The following is an 18,270-nucleotide window of genomic DNA, read 5'->3' on the forward strand; positions in this document are numbered from 1 at the left end:
GCATCTAATATTGTACACACAAGTCAAATCTATGTATGGCAATTTGTTCATGTACAAAGTTGAGAATTGCGATGGTGAGTTTTATTGCTTACTTGATGTCATCACCACTATGCCCCCTCTTTTGGCGCTAAGGTGGACAGAGGAACAATTAATTGAAAAATCTCTCGGAACACAAAAGAGTTATCTTGACTCGCTGAAGTTGTTCTACGATTTCTGGTTAGCAAAATTTGGCGTTTCTCTCGATTTTACGTTTCATAGTAATGATTATCAGGATGTCGAAGCCTTAGTCGAAGAACTGATGTCTTTCTGGGACTATTTATTGGCGGATAAGCAAATTAACAATGTGATCATGCTGCCATCACCTAGCGCGAAACAGAAAGACTTGACTAAAAAGAAGCGCACCGCTGCAAAACACTGTCAGGTCGTCTGTCAGTTCATTGATTACCTTTCCAATACTTACCTAAACGTATCTTATCGTGATGAAAGCCCAATTGTATTAAGACGTTACCGAGCATCGGTGAAATCGAAACTGAAAGAAGCGAAGAAAAAATTTTCCAAATGGAAGAAATCTAATCAAAAAGTTGCTGCTTACAGTACGCTCCGTAGTTTGACCTCAGAGCAATATCAGGATTTTATTCGCGTTCTCACACCTGATATTAAGAAACCTATTCCGATTAAATTGCCAGATGGCAGTGTGCAAGTGAACTTTGAAATGATTAAGGAGAATCCTCTCAATCCCATCGTCAGTTACGAAGTTCAGATGCGTAATTACCTGCTTACTACCCTGTTGGTTCGCTATGGATTGCGCATTGGTGAGTCACTGTTACTACGCAAGCAGTCCTTCTTACCTTCAAGGGTTGATCCAAGTAAGGTGATCATGCGAGTTCGCAACTTAGAGGACGACGAATTTAGTGATTCTAAAATGGAGGATGCGCGAAATTACAAGCCCCAAATCAAGACGTTAAAAAGTTACTCCCCACTGGCTTCGTCACACATGGGCTTACGCAACATTAGCGGCCATCCATGAGAAGAAAAAAAGTCAGTACATCCAATCTGGCGTGGTGAATGTTAAAGGGTTAATGGAAGATGCGCAGGATGAATTAAGGGTGATTGGTGGCTGGTCTAAGAAATCCATCATGCCTGCAAAATATGCGAAACGATTTGTTCAAGAAGAAGCTAATCGAACGCTCATGGAAGTGTATCGAAATCACTTTAGCTCTGAAATAGAAACCGATTTACAAGAGGGTGAATGGTATGCTGCATTCGGTTAAGACTACCCTTATCGACAATAATCTCACCCAAGAACAAGCTGATTTTATTAATAAAATGTCCCTTCCGAGTGTGATGGAGATAACGCAAGCTTCTGAGTTTGATACCCCTTTAGTACAAACGAAGAGTGATCGCTGGGAATTTATCCGACTTGGACAAAAACATGTTCTTATATTTGACTTAGACGAATATCGTAACAAATTACTCAAATCCTTATCCGTAATATACGCAGAGTCTCACATGGCTCCCTTGGGTAAGAATAGCTTCAATATAATCAAAAAAGTCCTAAAAGAGTCTAATGAAATATCATTCAACGCTTTCCGTGCCTATCTTGAGCGAAAAGCAAAGACAGATAAGTCTACGGGCTATTTCGAAGTTAAAGCAATCACTAAATATCTTATTCGTTTAGGGTTCCCTTGCTTTGATATTGATGACGAAGAAGAATTGCTTCGTGTAGCTACCCCGAATGTCACCGACCCCTTCCTTCGCTACCAAGAAGTCGAAGACACAATGCCAACACACTTTAAAAGTCTGATTGCGAATCGCTTGGTTGAGTTCAGCACTCACGAAGGTCTCCAGTCGTTGTCGGATGAAGAAGTAAAGAACCTCTCTATTTTAGGTCTATCGTTTAACATTGGCCCCCGACCACAACAGTTTGCAATGATGAAGGGGCTGTCCGTCAAACTCTTAGCTGCTAATCACAAGACTTCATTGAAACGATATGAGGTGGCAGTACCTTTAGCTAAACAGCAAGAGGTGCCAGTGGATGAACCCAAAGTCGCTTTGAGTCAGGAAATTGGTGTGATTGTTGATGAATACAAAAAGCGTTTTGCAATTGGTGATAATGAACCACTGTTTCCTTATAACAGGAACAGTGGCACCCCATCGTCAAAAGCCATTCACTATGCGTTAAATGATGCGCTGCTATTCATTCAAACGGAGGAAACTAAGGAAAAAATTAGGCTCAACAAAATGCATCGCCCTATCTACACAGCATACGACTTTAGACACAACATTGGACATTCTATGGCTATGGCAGGAGCCAGTGCAGAAGAAATCGCGATGGTATTGGGGCAAACCACGACAGTTGCTGCTCAGTTTTACATCATGTCTACCCCCGACTTAGCGTTGCTGAAACACAAGTCTCTAGGTCAAAACCCCGTTTGGAAAGACATGATGGGGTTACTACTTACAGGCTATCTCATTGATGAGTCTGAATGGTCAGGAGAAACAGTGTCTGGAATGCTCAAGGGTAAGTTGATTCTCCGAATCGGTGGCTGTAACCGTACACAAAGTAAGTGCCATCTTGCGAAGGTACGATCATGCTATGGGTGCTTTTATTTCCGTCCATTCAAAGATTTGAGTAAACATGAAGTCGTCCTTGAAGTAATTAGCCGAGAATTGATTGAACAAGTCAAGATGTCTCACGAGACAGGCAATAAAAAAAGGTTCATCGCGGATAAGCGGGAACTGAAAACAAAAACGGTAGTAAGTGATAGAGTTTTATCGCCAAACAAAACCTACACAAACTACCGTTTTCATGTCGAATCATACTTTCCTATCTTCATTCTGGGAAGGCTTTCATATAGTAAAGTCTCATCAGACGCCATCATTAATAAAGCTCACTCTCAAACCTAACTCTATCGCTAGGTGTCCGTGCGGGCTTAAAGCTCAAGCCATACATGAGTATCAATGGCGTAACGTGAAGGAAGCCACACTGCTAGGAGCTCCCGTTGAACTGTCCGTTCAAACCCGACGCATCAAGTGCAGCCACTGCGGCATTAAAACAGAACAACTATCTTGGTTGGAACCCTATGCTCGTATCACTAACCGCCTACGAAGCTATATAGAACAGTTGTTGCCCCTGCTACCAATCAAACATATAGCCCAAGTGACTGGTGTTCATTGGCACACAATCAAAGAGATAGATAAACGTCGGCTTCAACAGGTAGTACCGCCAGTTAAATGGGGTGAATTAAGGCAACTCGTCATGGACGAGTTCGCCATTTTTAAAGGGCACCGTTACGCGACAGTCATTGCAGATGCGAAAAGTCATCAGGTTATCTGGATAGGGCTAGGTCGTAGCCGCAAGGATATTCGACCGTTCTTTGAACAATTAGGCGAGCACGGAAAAAATATCGAAGCAGTAGCAATGGATATGAATACGGCTTTTGACCTTGAAGTCCAAGAGCATTGCCCAAATGCCCGTGTCGTTTATGACTTGTTCCACGTTGTTGCTAAGTTCGGTCGTGAAGTGATGGATAGAGTCAGAGTCGACCAAGCCAATAAGCTAAAACAGGATAAAAAAGCAAGGCAATGGGTCAAGCGTTCGCGCTGGGTATTATTGAAAAATAAGGATAATTTAAATACACAACAGGAAAGCTACCTCACAGAAATATTGAATATGAATCAGGACTTGATGACAACCTACTTACTGGGTGCGCAATTAAAAGAGCTATGGCGTTGCGGCTCTGAACTTCAGGCTAAAAACCTGTGGCAGGTATGGTTGGGACAAGTGAATGAGAGTGGAATTAAGCCGCTCAAAGAGTTCGCTCGAAAGCTCCGTCCATACCTTCATGGGATCACTGCTTCAGCAAGCTACCCGCTGAATACCTGTACGCTTGAAGGGATAAATAACAAGATAAAGTTAATTAAGCGGATGGGATATGGCTATCGAGATACTGATTACTTCTTCTTAAAGATAAAAGCGGCTTTCCCCGGAAAGCCGCGATGAACCTAAAAATAGCCCACTGATAGATGCCGCAACTCAGACGAAAAATGAAGTTGAAATGGTCATTAATCGCCTCAAGGGGGGCTTACAATGAAAGATAATTATATTGCATTTCAAGAGTTTGTTGCGGAGCAAAAGTCCTTCTTCGAAGATGCCCTCTTACCCGAGGTTAACGCTGGTATTAATGACCCTAAAGACCATTATTCATGGGAGACAAATAACTGGACTTACAGCTCTTCAGCTCACGGATTTTTAGCAAAAGCAACTAAACATATAGGCTTTGATGAGATCAAGTGTTCGACAATCAAAGGGCTATTTAAGCCAAACGAAGAAAAAGCAAAGCGGTTTGAAATTAAGCAACCTTATATTGACTTCATGAAAGCTTATTGTATTTCACTCAACAAAAGTAGTAGTCCATCAGGTGCATCAGTGGCTGCGCAGCAATTGATTTTAAAAAGAATTTATGTGCGTATGGTCATGGTTGGAGTTGACCCGCATCCAGTTAACATTACTTCCGAGTTTCTCCAAGACGCAACAGATTTACTTGCTCAATCTCGCACAGGTTCAAGTGCAATCACAAATGCGGCACAAGATTACGACTATGCTAACGTCATTGCGGATAACCTAAATCATATCGGCTTTACGTTGACGCAAGTCGAAATCAAAAAAAAGCAGAAAGGTGTTGCAACAGGTTCAACCAAAGCGAGCAAAAAGGCCAAAAAAGCACAATATGCCGAAGATTTAGATCAGGAAGAGCATGAAAAGAATTTGAGCATTCAAACGTTCTTAAATGTGGTGGCGCTGCGTGGGATGGTGCAACATGATGGTGAGCGCATAGTATTAAACCTCGTACTGCTCCTCATGGTCACGGGGTTCCGCCATATGGAAGCTGCCCTCATTCGCTATAATAGCTTTAAAGTCGTAGAGATCGAAGACCTGACTATTAAGGCGTGCATGGAAAAGCGAGGATTACCCACGTTTTATCTGGGTATTGTCTACCTTGGAGAGAAAGGTGCTGGTCATCGTACCCACTGGATTGAGCCACTTGCCGTGGATATTGCCGAGGAACTCTGGGTAGACACCATCGTGTTAACAGAAAAGTTACGCTCACAGATTGAATATGTGCGTGAAATTAGCTTTAAGTCCCTTCTTCCTAAGGCGTGGCTCAGTCACCCAAGCAATGATAATGTTGTGCTATCGATTAACCCTTTGGTTAATCTGGATGACATTGTTGATGAAGTCTATGAATCGACCTCATCAACGGTCGCTAGTCGCGGACGCGGCACCGCACGGGATTATGCTAAGAAGAAAATCTGCAATAGCGGTCTAGATATAGAACCAGATTCCGTTATTGAACTTGGCGGTAACAAGAAAGACATTCGTTATAAACAGCCCGACATTGATCGTTTTATTCGCAATGAAGTCAAAAGTGACCCTGTAATATCGAACGATTTCATTTATCGCCACACAGATTCCAAAACCCAAGCCGTAATTGAATTTCCGTATGAGGACTTACTTTTTATTATTCCGCAAGGCAGTGCCGCAATGAAGCGAACAGGTGCTTTAAAGGTCGTGCCTGAGGTTATACACCGAGGTGTCTTAAACCCCTTCCTTGGGTACGGGGGTGATGGTAATCGTGAACGTAGTGTTTTTGCCAAATACAACCTCACCGATGAAAATGGTGAGATAACTATGATGTACAGTCATACCCCAAGGCATGGCATCAACACATTTTTTTGTATCGCTGGGGTGTCCGAGCATCTGCAAGCTATGTTCATGGGACGTAAAGACTTCACTCAAAATGAAAAGTATCAGCACCTTGCCATCGAAGAAAAAGCGGTTTCGTCGGCACTTGTGACGGTAAATAATACGGAATTGTTCTTTAAAGAAGGCTCCGCTCTTGAACGCATCAAAAACGATGGTGTCATGGGACTTAACCCTAATCTATCTCCAGCTAACGCCTGCGCTCAGACAATGCACACGCATACTACCGCTGAAGATAAATCCTCTTTCGTGGTGGATATGGTAAATAACTCTGAAACCGAAATTTTCTCGGAGTTTGATGAGCTATTTGCCATGATGGATAATACCGAAAAGGAAACAACCGCATCGCCTCACTCTGACCTTGACGCAATGGATATTGGCAGCTGCATGCGCAAATTGAGCATATTTCAGTGCCCATATAATATGAAGTGTCAAGATGGTACACCATGCCCTTACTTCACGCTCACAGGGCGTGATGATGAGCTAACCAAAATTGAAAAACTGTCAGGCTGGGTAGAATCCGAAATTGCGGTTATCAACCGCATGGAAATGACGGGTGACATAGAGGTGGATGAGGCTGACGACATACTGGAGGAGTTAAATATCCGTCGAGACAATATTAAGTACCATTTAGGTCAAGCTCAAAAGTCTGATAGTGAAAAGGTGAAGATTAACTTACTTGAATTGGATAACATGAAAAAGCCTACAATGCTTTCTTCCTTATTCACATTAGAGCAGCGTGAAAGCGCAAAGCAGATGTAAGTTAAGTGTAGAAACAAAGCCAATCCATAAGTAGTGGATCAACCAATTATCTTGAACCACATAAGAATAGAGCAACCATATTTTATCAATACCTTTATAAGAATTTCAGGAGCTAAAAATGAGTGTGAAGCTAAAAGGAATCGAATTAGATAAAGCGATTGAGAAGGAACTAATCTTGATGTGTGACGAGGGATTTGAGAATGCGCCGATCACACAAGCTAACCTATTTAGACGATTAAAAAAGAAAGACCTAATCAATACCAGGTCAACGTTAACAAGTCGTAAAGAACTAATTGACGCCTTTAGTAAGCAGCAGAAAGATGCGGTCAAAGGTACTCTCGGGGAAACATTGAAAAAAACCACATCAATGACAAGAGCGGATTTAGAGAAAGCAAATGCGCGGTTGCATGAGCGAGTGGAAGAATCTCGCAAGATGTTACAGGTGAACACTAAGTCCATCATTGGTATGGTTAAAACCATCCGTTTACAAACCAAAGTTCGAAATGTTGAGCTTTGCCTCTCTCCATACCTTATTCGAGAACTGCACGAAAATAAGGAATAAAACGTAAGTTTTAAAAGTTTCCTAAAGAATTCTTAGAAAAACTCGTTGTGATTGTGGGTTGAGAAATTTATCTAATTTAACCGTAATCTATTTACCATAAACTACGTAATCAGAAGAACTATTTAACTAAAGTTTAATAGTTCTTCTGATTACAACTGCATGTAATTACTTTAACTTTTATGAGAGTTAGGGAATCTAGTCCATAATGAACGGTTTATCAGATACTTCCCCCTTCCCTTTATAAAGAACAACAGCGGTCGCCCCCTTGTGCTTACTGTGTGGTGAAGTGGTTAGCCAGCCGTTGGGATCGGCACCTTCACGTACAGTGCAATCATCATTGAGTTCGGGGGTACAACTCAGTGAATAGAGTAATGTCACTTCATCTTCGTTGACTAGAACTCGCATAACCGAATTGCCAGAGTGGTTTTTGTAGTAGTTATTCATGGCCAGGATTTTTTTCTTGGCCAGTTCACTATCTACTTCATCCTCAAGGCGATACCAGGTTGCTTTCTCGGGGAATTCGCCCCAAGACTCTACCCATTGCTTGCGCCAGTTCTCTTTGTTTTTCTCATAGCCTTCTGGCCAACCACTGCGCCATTCTCCTGATATTGATGAAGGGACTCCGATCGCTATGGTTGAACTAGCGCAGCATCCGCTAACCGCGCCGTAACCAAAATTTGCACCACCACCATTGATATCACCGACGTACATTTTGCTGACGCCATAGTGCCCGCCTATGCTTCCGGATTGTCCGATGGAGGCTACCTTTTTAGGTAACGGTTGCTCTAGGCATCCAGTTAGCGCAAAGCTAAGTCCTAGTGCTAGCACGCCTTTATACTTCATTGTCAAATACCACTCGTTTCAATTGGTTGCCTTCTTTGGTTACGTCGTTGACCACTCTATCGTACAGGGTTTCGCAGCCTGGGTTGATTAGAGCATCGTGTGGTCTGTGGATCCAGTACTTACCATTTTTCGCTATTTCGCGCTGCCATAATGCCGGTTGAATAGAGCCTGCAGGATGTGAAAGTAACTTTTCACGCAAAGCGTGCAGTTCGCTGTCGATGCCGTTAGGGTTTGCGTAGTCCGATGGCAATTCGTAATCGGGGTCTTCCCAGATGATACCTGCCTCGCTAGCCTGTTGTTTCATTCTTTCAAGTGGAAGTGCTGACAGTCCGTTGCTGATCGGCTGTAGTTCGTAATAATACAAAATACCATTAACAAGTGTAACGGTTCCGTGGACGCCTTGAGAGGTGCATTCCACTTGCCACTTTTCTATCGCGCTATTGTGCACTCTTTCGCTGATGTACGACGCTTCATGCGCCGACTGTGCTTGCCTTACGGTTTCTCTGATGGATTCTGTCTTAATGAGTTCTCGGTTATAGGTTGCGACAGGTGGTATGCCGTAGCGTTCATGCAAATTTGTGTTGTTATATTGATGTTTGGATGGGTAACCACCACCAATATCGGTGTGACATCCTGGGAATGTTTCCTGTTTGAAATGACCCGCGATAATGCCGTCACTTCCAGTAAGCGATGTTAATGGAAAGTTTTTCCTGTACTCATGGTGCGCACAAGCTTGATAGACGTGCTCCGCGCAGTTCATGTCTAGACCAAGTTGAAAGTTGCCGTCATCCGAGTTGCCAGCTAGATAAAAGCTGCCAACGGTGTCAAAGAGGCCTGTGAATCTTACGCTGCAAGTTCTGCTTGTTTCGGGTTGGTACCCGTTTTTAGGATCGAAGCAATCTGTTGTTTCGGTTCCGAGCAAGTTTGGGTATACCTCTCCTACCTTCTTTTTTGTTCTTGGTGATGTGAAATCAGGAATGCCGTCTTTCACTGCATTGACAAAATGTCTTGCTAGCGCCGCGCCGCGGCTAAATCCAAAAACATCGAATTCGATGTGCGTGATTTCTTTATACTGGCCGTCTTGGACTAGCTGCTCGATAATTTGATGGTACTGCACGATCCAGCTTTGCCACTTGTAGAATGCACCTGTTTCAGTAGTTTCGCTTAAGCTGTCGTTGTAAACCGAGTTTAGGGCACTATTGCTTGTTGGTGTGTTCATGACATCAACACCAAATGCTTGTGCTAATCCGCTTTCATCTGCGCCTTCATCGATTAAGGATGGTGTTTGCCATGCTTCGTCGACTGTCCCTACGCCAGAGACATAAATCTTTTGGTGTATGCCGGGTTTTAGTGGGTAGGCTTCGAACAATCGAGCTACGTTAGTTCGGGATTTAACTCCGTGCGTTTCTTTGTAGACATCATTCTTATAATTCTGCCCTGTGCCGTCAAAGAACACCCCTATCCTCATGACTCTCTCTTCTACCCGCTTAACGTTTAGGATTGGAGTGGATTGGGCGTATGCTGTTGTTTTGAAAATATTCTTAACTGATGGTGTTAGATTTGCAGATTGATAACTTCCCCAAGCGTCACCAAGGCTGTAACACTCACCAGTGCAGAGCTCTTCTAAAGGTGATGGTTGTTCTGTCAGGGAATGATTGTTCGGTCCTTCTGTCACTGCTTCTTCAACAACCAGAGTGTCTCCGGCTTTTAATGCGAGAGGGTCGGTTTCGAAAGATGGATTAAGGTTGAGTAATGATTTGGCCGAGAGTCCATAAATCGCCGCAATTTCTGACCATGACTCGTGACTTCCGCTTTCTTTTGAACGAACTTTATGCTTCTTGTTGTTTAAGCTTGCGATCGATTCGTCTTCTTTCGGGGCGGGTCTTGGTAGTGGCGTTTGCTCTTGTGACTTGATGGCCTTTTCGGGATCAATTAACGTCGCATTTTTGTCGAGCCAGCTTTCATTGACCTCGGCGAGTTCGTCATTAGTTAGTTTTTTTCTTGTGTAAAGAATGTGCTGTTTTGCCGGTTTTTGTCCTTCTATCTTGACCGGAATTAATAGTGAATTGAATGTTTGCTCGCTCGTATACTCGCCAGTAATACCAGACTGGTTTGATGTGGTTATCAGCCAACTCCACTTTCCGCCGCCAGATATGTCACATTCGTAAGTGAGTTTGCTTTCGTAGAAATAGTAGTAAAATCCAATCGCAGCCCATCCCAGTGAGTCTTCTGATTGAACTGCTAGCATTAATGGCACGAACTCTGCGTTTATGTGCTCTGACCCGACAGTTTTGGGTTCTATATCAAATGTATTGGTGATCCCAAAGTTCAAATGGTATTCGTGATTAAGTTTCTTGGTTTCCTCACGAAAGCACTCTGCTGTTAGGACGCAGTGTCTTGTCTTATCCACCAACTCGGAAGTTTTCCATCTGTTAATAGGCCCTTCACTGTCTGACTTTCCGAGTGAGAATATGCCGAGTTTTAAGCCCGCCAAATCAGCTTTTTGGGCGTAGACTTTTATGCGGCACTCAAAGTTTGCGCTTAATGCCGACTCGATAACAGGCATGGATGCAGGTGGAGTCAATTTTACATCGTCTTGAACTGGCGCATACCCAGCGCTCGTTAATCTTTTTGGTTTGGGAAATTCTAGAGGCATATTGGTGCGCCTTATCAATGCTCATCTAGTTTCATTAACATCGAGAACAATACCAACTTAAAGACCTAGTCGCACCTGTCAAAGCATCTAATTTAGCCAGTTAAAACGATGAAAATCACTGCCAAAATAACTATTTGCGAAACCCTATGGCATTTAAGGGTAACAAACAGCGCGAGTTCGCATCGTAAAAATAAACACTTTGAAGATAAGGCATGTTAATACAGTATTGTGGTGTTTTTTGATGATGAGATATCTTGGAGTTGATTAATCAGTCTACTCAACCTTCATCAGAGTAGACTGATTGTTATATTTTTATACAGGCGACATCGCTTCTCGTTATCGCTATGTATAAGAACAACGTGAACTTGGTAGCGGATTTACTCAGAGCACCACACGCGTAACTCAGCTAATGTTGTTTTCTTTATGAAAAGTTCTGTTGTTCCAAGTAATTTGAGCATTTCTTCTGTAATTTGCTCTTTACTCACACCCGGTTGCACCACTGCGACCTGAAACTCGATAGGAGTGGTACGCGAGCGATTCTTTATGCTCTCCAACTGAGCCATATTGCCTTTCAAAAAACGGCTTTGACCTCGCCCTTTCCAAGCTCCCTCACGCTTTTGAATATGTTTGTATAAATAAGGAAGACCAACATGCTTCCAACGCACAGAACGTTGAGCTTGCCCGCAGACTTCATAAAGATCACTTAGTCGTCTTCCTGGTTCACTACCATGAGAGTATTTGCAGTGGTATAGGGCTTTGTTGCTTAATTCGGTGAGAAGACATGGCAGTCCCATGTTGAACGCTTCTTAAACAACATACTGAGTTTCAGGCATACCAAGCCCTGTTAGCTTGTTCAGCGCTTTGATCATGGCATAAGTTTCGCCAACCTGAGCGTTGTAGTTTCTTAAGCTTAATTTTCCACCTAACAACTGTTTCACCCGATGCATTGTTGTCTCTGATAGTGAGCGCTTATGATAGCCATACCGCTTTTTCCACTTCTCGTTGGAACCGTAGAGCTTCTGGCAACCTACTGCTAAATTTCGAGGGTGTCCTTGCTCCCAGAAGGCTGCCCCTTCTCGTGGCGGAATGAGCGGAACTGCTCCCTTGATTCGTATAGCATCGTGACAACTCCTTGTGTCATAAGCACCATCACCTGATATCTCGATGATTTTACGACGTGTCTGCTTGAGTAAGTTGGGGAGCACTTCGGCATCGGTTACGTTCGATAAACTCAGCTCTGCTGCGATTATCTCGTGGGTGCTCGTATCTACTGCGATATGCAACTTACGCCATACTCTGCGCTTCCCATCAGTACCATGCTTCTTAGCCTTCCATTCACCTTCGCCATAAACTTTGAGGCCAGTGGCATCAATTGCCAGGTGTTGTATCGCACCTCTGGTTTTAGTTTTAAATGAAATCTCAACTTCCTTGGCTCGACGGCTTATACAGGTGTAGTGTGGACAAACTAGCGGGATATTAGCTAGCTTAAATACAGAGTCTAGAAAACCTTGTAGCGCTCTCAATGGCATAGAGAAAATGCGTTTCACCATCAGTGCAGTAGTAATGGCTAAGTCGCTGAACCGGCGAGGTCTACCACGCTTGCCTTGTTTGTTTTGTTTCCACTCAGCTATCGTTTCCTCATCAATCCAAAAGGTCAGAGAACCACGGTTGATTAAGGCTTTGTTGTACTGCTTCCAGTTAGTTGTTTTGTAACGAGGTTTAGGCATGAGGCTACGACGATTGATGGGTGTAGCCGATCAGATCGTAGCTTCTAGATTTAGTTCCATCGATTTAAGCAACAAAGCCGTTTGGCTTCTCCACCATTTAAGTTCTTGATTTGAGTTTGTTCGTCAACGTCTAGATATTCAACATTTAGTTTTTGACCTAGGCGTTTAATTAGTGTGGTTGTTTTGCCCGTTCCAGGCGGCCCTAGAATGATTAATTGGCTATCTAAAGGTAAGCGAAAAATAGCTGACTGAAATTTATCTAAGACTGGCTGGTCTCTAAGACTCATGGCTGTACGAACTTGGTGCTTAACACCCATAGTAAAGTCAGTTGAAGAATCTCCACCATTAAGTAACGAATCTAAAAAAGACGTATCGGATAGATCTTTTTCCTCTTCAAACAATCGACGTAAAGAAGGCTCATACGTTCTACATTCCTCATCTTCTGATGTAAAAATAGAAAATGAAGAATCCCAGCCATTGGTGCTTTTTTGAGGTTTAAGTGTCAAAGTTTCTAACACTTCTAATAATACTGATTTACCACCAATATTTAATGTTGCCTCATCCCCAACTTGTAGAGAAGCTAAATGGCCTAATGGGGAATCATAACTGGCAAGTGCTATGTCTCCATCTAAATTGAGAGCGCTTTTACGAGATATGTAGAGTATTTTAGAGTCAACCCCGTCATGATACAGGACTCTTGCAATAGCTGGCTCATTCTCAAGAGCACGATACCCTGCTTGGATAGAACTTGATATTTCACACATATTATCAACAGCATGCGTATCAGTGAATGCGTTAATACTTGCTAGTTGAGCGTATCCACTTGAAGCTTTAGATCTGTTTGCTAACTTTTCAGCAGCATTGGATACACTCTCCATTACATCGACAGCCTCACTAGCAATCAGCTTTATTTGTTGTGCATTATCCATTATTAATTCTCTATATAATTAGCTAGTGCTTTCTTGATATCAGAAGTCGTCAGATTAACTTTACGGCCTCTGACTCATGTAGCCTTTAACCATGCTTTGGTTCGTTCAGAGATAAACAGTTCGTAACTCTACCCAAGGACCAATCTATCGCGCAGATTGTTTAATTCAGATATCGCCTTTTCAATTTGTTGTCGCTGTTCAATATTCGCTTCTGATGTGCTCTGTAAGTCTTGCAATGCTTCAGAAACATGGCGAATTTCAGTCGTATAGAAAGATGTTGATAACTCATCCATACGTTTAACAAATTCATTTTTCAACTCAAGAAATATTTCCCGATAATTCTTCCTAATATCGCGTCTAGCAGCTATTCGGTCTGCAGCGCATTTCTCTTGTTGAATGTCGTCATTGATTTGTACGATTACGCCGATTAACGCCATAACCGGTCCGATAAACTTCGCAACTGAGCCAATCTTTTCAGCAATATTAATAGCTTGATAAGGTTTAAATTTGGCGCCAAAAAAATGTCCTACCTCCAGGACTGCTTTGTGGAGGTTACTGCCCGATGCTGCTTTCATCCCTTCTTTAGCTGTCTTATTGATTGCCTGATTTGATAGCCATGAGAATCCTTTCTCTGCAGACTTAAGAGTCTGCTGTGTTTTTACCGAACTCTCATGTTTATCGCCGATATTATGCGTTTCAATATCAATATCTGCTCTAGCATTAAGTTGCTCTGTAGCTTGAAAATGATCGCTCAAAGCGGCTTTGAGTGACTCTGCTAGCGGGCTTGTATCCAACTCTTGCAGATCAGATTCAAGAGTACTTAAAGCTGAATCGACGATTTTCTCAAGTTTCAGTTGGGTTTGCTTAACTTGAGTAAGAACATCATCTGCAGAGCGCTGCTGTATTTGCTTAAAATCCGCCTCATTGAGGCCATCATCCACTGACTCCGCCAGCTCATCACCAATAAGTAGAATATTTTGCTCCATTTCAGCTAGATTGCCATCAAACTGCTCTTGAAGCTGCTTTTGACTAGACTTTAATATTCTCATCTTTTGCTGAAGCAGTTCAACCAGCACTTCCTGCGTCGGATCTTCAGCTGCCAACTTGCCTAGTAACTCTCCTAATTGAGTGTGCATAGCGGCTAATGGTGTAGTCACCTTACCTAGCAAACCTCTCTCTTGGGAGAATTTGTCAATAGCTTCGATAAAGCCACTAAAGTTGGATAGAGCCATTAACTCTGCTTTATCTTCTTCATCCTCTTCTTTTAATGACTCGAAATATGACTCTGCATCAACAAATACAATAGGAAAGTCTTCCGGTATTCTAGGTTCTAAAACCTCAGCAATCCCATTTAATTTGGTCTCTACAGTACCTGAATCGCGTTGAGATTTATTTACTACCAGAAGAATTTCTTTTTCTCTTCCTTTTGTAAAACATAGATCTCTAAACGCAGCCCCGACAACATCATCAAACAGTTCATTTGTAATCACGTAAATCAACAAATCCGCTTGATCCATCGCTGCAAATGATGCTTCATCATGCTGCTCCCTTTCACCAGCAAGTATGCCTGGGGTATCCCATACAACCAGATCTTTGTAGTTATACTTAGTCACTTGATCGGTTGTGACGCCTGAGCCAATGGGAATGTCATCAAGTCCTGTTAACCCTTTAATTAGAGAGGATTTCCCAGAGCTATATTGGCCTACAAAAGCGATATTTAGCTTTGAATTTTGATACTCGTCTTGATTAGGAAAACTGAGACCCAGTTCAGTTATCTTATTTCTATTAGACAAATTAACGATAAATGCCGCTACCATCTGTTTAGCCTGATTAAACTTCAACTCTTCCATTAATGACAAACCTCACTCATTTCATGCATTGGTTTTGCTGATAACTTGATATTACAAATAGCAGCAGCCAACATAATATTGCGTCCCTGCTTTCCAATAATCCGTCCAAGATCTTCTTCTTTAGCAAAAATGAAATACTCTCCATTTTCACCTTCTACTCGAGCCCTAACTTTTCTAAGATCCAACATATGAGAAAGCATCTTTTCTACCGAGTTTTCATATACCACTCTAACCCGCTCACCCAAAAGTGTCTGCAACGACGAGAGCAGCTCAGGCTCTTTGAAATGATTGGTGACGGTGAAATAGCAAGCGTAACCGGGTTGGCGGACTATGCGTTTAAACTGTGGTTTTTGATACTTATCGGAAGCCACGATATCCATAGACCGCAGCAAGTACCTTTCGTTTATGTCATGTTCTAATTGGTCAAGCTGGAGAAACGCTTTTTCGAGAGACTGAATAAACTTCTCAAGCCCCATGCAGACCTCATTTAATTCCGATTTAACCTGCAATATCTGCTTTCGTTCGATATCCTTGTGAAACCATTTTGTGATTTCTTTAATCGAATTATTCCGTTGCACTTCTATTTCATCACGAATCTCTTTAGTTCGACTACGTTTTTCCATTTGTAGCTTCTTGGTTTTTGAATCAGAGAGCATTTGAAATAAACCAAACACGAAACCTGCCGCTGCTAGTCCCCAACCAATGGGATTCCAGCTATTTGCAAAAGCAATGGCAGAAAGAACACCTAACCCGGCTGCTGTCCAACCATTCATGCGTTTATAATCGAAAGGATCAAATGACCTTTTACTTCCCTCCATATTGAGCTTGCCACCAAGCTCAATATTCTTAGCCATATCCCGATTGAATTGTTCAAGATCAGCAGCAAGCTCTTCAGCTATATTATTTGCCACATTTTTGCAGCGTTCTTCTAAATCAAAAGAAGCAATGTGATCGTCAAGTCTATTGCCAAAAGACTTAGACTGAATATTGTCATCAACAAAACTTGATATTGACTTCATTAACGGAGCAAAAGCGCGTCCGACATCTTTTTCAATCTTATCCGGCACCCTTTTTGACTGGCGTTCGTGCCATATATATACACGCTTCTGGGTATTAGCATATTCCTTGAGCAGCCCTTTCACTGATTCTTTTTGGGAACGAATCAATGTCTCAAGATCATCCGTATGGGTTAATGTCGATCCTAATAGCGTTTGAACTCGCCTAGTACGGCCTTTATGTGTAATTTCATCTGTTAATAGCGCCAGAAGGTTATCCATTCGACTGACTCGATAAAGATCTTCTTTTTGATCGCTATAGGCTTCCTGAGTCGACAAAAAAGCTGCTTGAGCATGTATAGGTACAATATGGATGTATCTTGGGTTCATACCCAGCTTTGAAGCTTCATTTCGCAACCTTTCCTTGTGCCCTTCAAGGTCTGAAGCATTGTAGATATAGCTATCGGGATCTTTTATCGCCTTTTTTCGATGAACATTCTTCTCCAGGTTTTTCTTCACGTTCACAACAAATATTAAAGGCTTGTTCAACTGATAGGCGTATTTCAGCTCGGTAAATGTAGACTCCTGAATACTGTCATCGCTGAGTAAAAAGAGAACCACATCTGATTGCTCAAGAATGCTGTGTGCTATCTCTGTATCTTCCTCACCGTTATAAGCGCCAAACCCTGGTGTATCAATAATACGAAGATGATTCCAGTCATACTGACGCACGTCTCGGGTCGTTCTTTGCGCCCCCATCCCTATAGTTGAACCATCTCCTCTAGTAATGGCTTCACGTATAGTGCTTTTACCCGCCATAGTGCGACCAAACAACATAACGCTAAAGCTTTTTAGTGACTCTTTCTGCTGTTCTAAAGCCTTTGCTTGCTTAGCCCTGAGCAACTCATAACCGGCACCCAAGCAGCTTTGAATATCAGCCAATCCCTTTGCTGCAACCTGCCCCTTGGCGGTAACTTGTTCTGCCTTCCATGCAATATCGCTAAATTCATTGTTTAGGTTGTTAACAATTTGATCGCAACGCTTACTAAACTTTACCGCCGCTTTGAATTCTTCCTGAGCAATCTTTTCGCAATCCTTCAATGCTTTGCGATAAGCATCCGGCTTCTTCATATATCTATTCTCACAATGAATGATTCACTCAATTTTGTATGTTTAATGCTTGATGGACGGACTTTTCCGTCTTTGTATTCCGTCTATGTTGATGCCATTTATTATGAAACTCAACAGATATCAACCAGTTATGTGAGTAGGAATTTAATTACGGAGGCAAATTACAGAAAAGTTACGTACAAGAGCTTAAAGTACGGATTAGGTTAACTTAGTTTATTGGTGTCTGGTCAGGTGTCCCATTCGCAGGTCCTGAGAAGATTCGGGACAGAAATGAGCTTTTCAATATAACCTCAATCAACAAAGAAAGTAGTGCTTCTACAAGAACTATGTTTTCTTTAAGTAGATTCACATAACCTTAGATGTTAACCATTGCAATGAGTGGTGCGAATTTTACTAGTGTGCCAGGGCATCGTGCCAATAAATTAGAAGCGGCGATATTTTCCTATCTTGTTATTGATTCCATATATAAAAGACAAATCCACTGTGTGATTGCAATAGTCACTTCATAACTGAGATGGCAATGCCTAACATCACTGATAACCCCTACAAACGAACAATTATGACGTTATTACTTAGTGTACATGTACAAATATTGGAAGATCCGACAGATCGGATAGCATAAATTATCGTTATTAATTGAGTTTCTTCTTTATTTCAAACGGTATACAAGGTCTAGATCATAGATTTGTTAAATTTGATTTGATTGTAATCTTGTACACGCTTTAATAGACGTCTATTTAATATCATTTACCCTTACCCAAATAAATGGGTTTATTCTTTAAAAGGAAAATATCATGCACGGCAACTTCCGCTACTTTGGTATGACAACCGTGCCAACCTTTGCGGCTTCTTATGACGTGATGAAAAATGGCAACATCAACAATGACTTTGCTCGATTTGAAGCGCACTTGAATCAGCACTTCTAGCTGCATTATCAGGGGGGAGACTCTTTCTTCCTCCTGCTTTGTCTTAAACTTCACCTCAAGAAGTAATGTTTGTGTGACTTTTATCACACAAACACCAATGCACCACCAAATTGATATGCATCAGA

Annotated in this window: 13 protein-coding genes and 1 pseudogene; 7 read left to right on the top strand and 7 right to left on the bottom strand. The window is 42.1% G+C overall.

Annotated elements, in window-relative coordinates:
• Window positions 1–49 precede the first annotated feature (49 nt).
• The 6 genes from KJB05_RS09315 to KJB05_RS09340 all read left to right on the top strand — a co-directional run bounded on the left by KJB05_RS09315 (window position 50) and on the right by KJB05_RS09340 (window position 7,088).
• On the top strand, window positions 50–1,027 hold the full coding sequence (locus KJB05_RS09315; RefSeq protein ID WP_208446426.1) for a hypothetical protein: 978 nt from the start codon (window positions 50–52) through the stop codon (window positions 1,025–1,027).
• Window positions 1,028–1,079: 52 nt separating this feature from the next.
• Window positions 1,080–1,271, top strand: coding sequence for a hypothetical protein (locus KJB05_RS09320; protein ID WP_208446425.1), 192 nt, complete (start codon window positions 1,080–1,082; stop codon window positions 1,269–1,271).
• Complete coding sequence (locus tag KJB05_RS09325; protein ID WP_213053114.1) at window positions 1,255–2,907, top strand: hypothetical protein; 1,653 nt, start codon at window positions 1,255–1,257, stop codon at window positions 2,905–2,907. Before KJB05_RS09320 ends, KJB05_RS09325 begins: the two co-directional genes overlap by 17 nt.
• Entirely contained in the window at window positions 2,810–4,003 is a 1,194-nt protein-coding gene (locus tag KJB05_RS09330) for an ISL3 family transposase (protein ID WP_213053070.1), read from the top strand. The genes KJB05_RS09325 and KJB05_RS09330 overlap by 98 nt, the downstream gene beginning before the upstream one ends.
• An 87-nt stretch (window positions 4,004–4,090) precedes the next feature.
• Entirely contained in the window at window positions 4,091–6,526 is a 2,436-nt protein-coding gene (locus tag KJB05_RS09335) for a hypothetical protein (RefSeq protein WP_208446429.1), read from the top strand.
• A 118-nt stretch (window positions 6,527–6,644) separates the two neighbouring features.
• Window positions 6,645–7,088, top strand: a complete 444-nt coding sequence (locus tag KJB05_RS09340; protein ID WP_208446430.1) for a hypothetical protein — start codon at window positions 6,645–6,647, stop codon at window positions 7,086–7,088.
• A 195-nt stretch (window positions 7,089–7,283) separates the two neighbouring features.
• On the opposite strand, the gene KJB05_RS09345 is transcribed toward KJB05_RS09340, so the two are convergent.
• The 7 genes from KJB05_RS09345 to KJB05_RS09375 form a co-directional block, all read right to left on the bottom strand.
• Window positions 7,284–7,931, bottom strand: a complete 648-nt coding sequence (locus KJB05_RS09345) for a hypothetical protein (RefSeq protein ID WP_208446431.1) — start codon at window positions 7,929–7,931, stop codon at window positions 7,284–7,286.
• Window positions 7,921–10,587, bottom strand: coding sequence for a DUF2235 domain-containing protein (locus KJB05_RS09350; protein ID WP_244142988.1), 2,667 nt, complete (start codon window positions 10,585–10,587; stop codon window positions 7,921–7,923). Before KJB05_RS09350 ends, KJB05_RS09345 begins: the two co-directional genes overlap by 11 nt.
• A 377-nt stretch (window positions 10,588–10,964) precedes the next feature.
• Window positions 10,965–11,381, bottom strand: a complete 417-nt coding sequence (locus KJB05_RS09355) for a hypothetical protein (protein ID WP_208446432.1) — start codon at window positions 11,379–11,381, stop codon at window positions 10,965–10,967.
• Window positions 11,382–11,393: 12 nt separating this feature from the next.
• Window positions 11,394–12,314 (bottom strand): IS5 family transposase, encoded by a 921-nt coding sequence (locus KJB05_RS09360; RefSeq protein ID WP_213053073.1) that lies wholly within the window; start codon window positions 12,312–12,314, stop codon window positions 11,394–11,396.
• A gap of 50 nt (window positions 12,315–12,364) precedes the next feature.
• Entirely contained in the window at window positions 12,365–13,243 is an 879-nt protein-coding gene (locus tag KJB05_RS09365) for a hypothetical protein (RefSeq protein WP_208446273.1), read from the bottom strand.
• Window positions 13,244–13,371: 128 nt separating this feature from the next.
• Complete coding sequence (locus KJB05_RS09370) at window positions 13,372–15,093, bottom strand: GTPase domain-containing protein (RefSeq protein WP_208446272.1); 1,722 nt, start codon at window positions 15,091–15,093, stop codon at window positions 13,372–13,374.
• A complete protein-coding gene (locus KJB05_RS09375; protein WP_208446271.1) occupies window positions 15,093–17,219 on the bottom strand; it encodes a GTPase in 2,127 nt (708 codons plus the stop codon). Before KJB05_RS09375 ends, KJB05_RS09370 begins: the two co-directional genes overlap by 1 nt.
• 794 nt (window positions 17,220–18,013) lie before the next feature.
• Here KJB05_RS09375 and KJB05_RS09380 point away from each other — a divergent pair.
• Window positions 18,014–18,145 (top strand): annotated as a pseudogene (locus KJB05_RS09380) (flavodoxin family protein); the annotation flags it as partial.
• Window positions 18,146–18,270 lie beyond the last annotated feature (125 nt).

This window comes from Vibrio sp. B1ASS3 (assembly GCF_905175355.1).
In the GTDB taxonomy this organism is placed as follows: Bacteria; Pseudomonadota; Gammaproteobacteria; order Enterobacterales; family Vibrionaceae; genus Vibrio; species Vibrio owensii.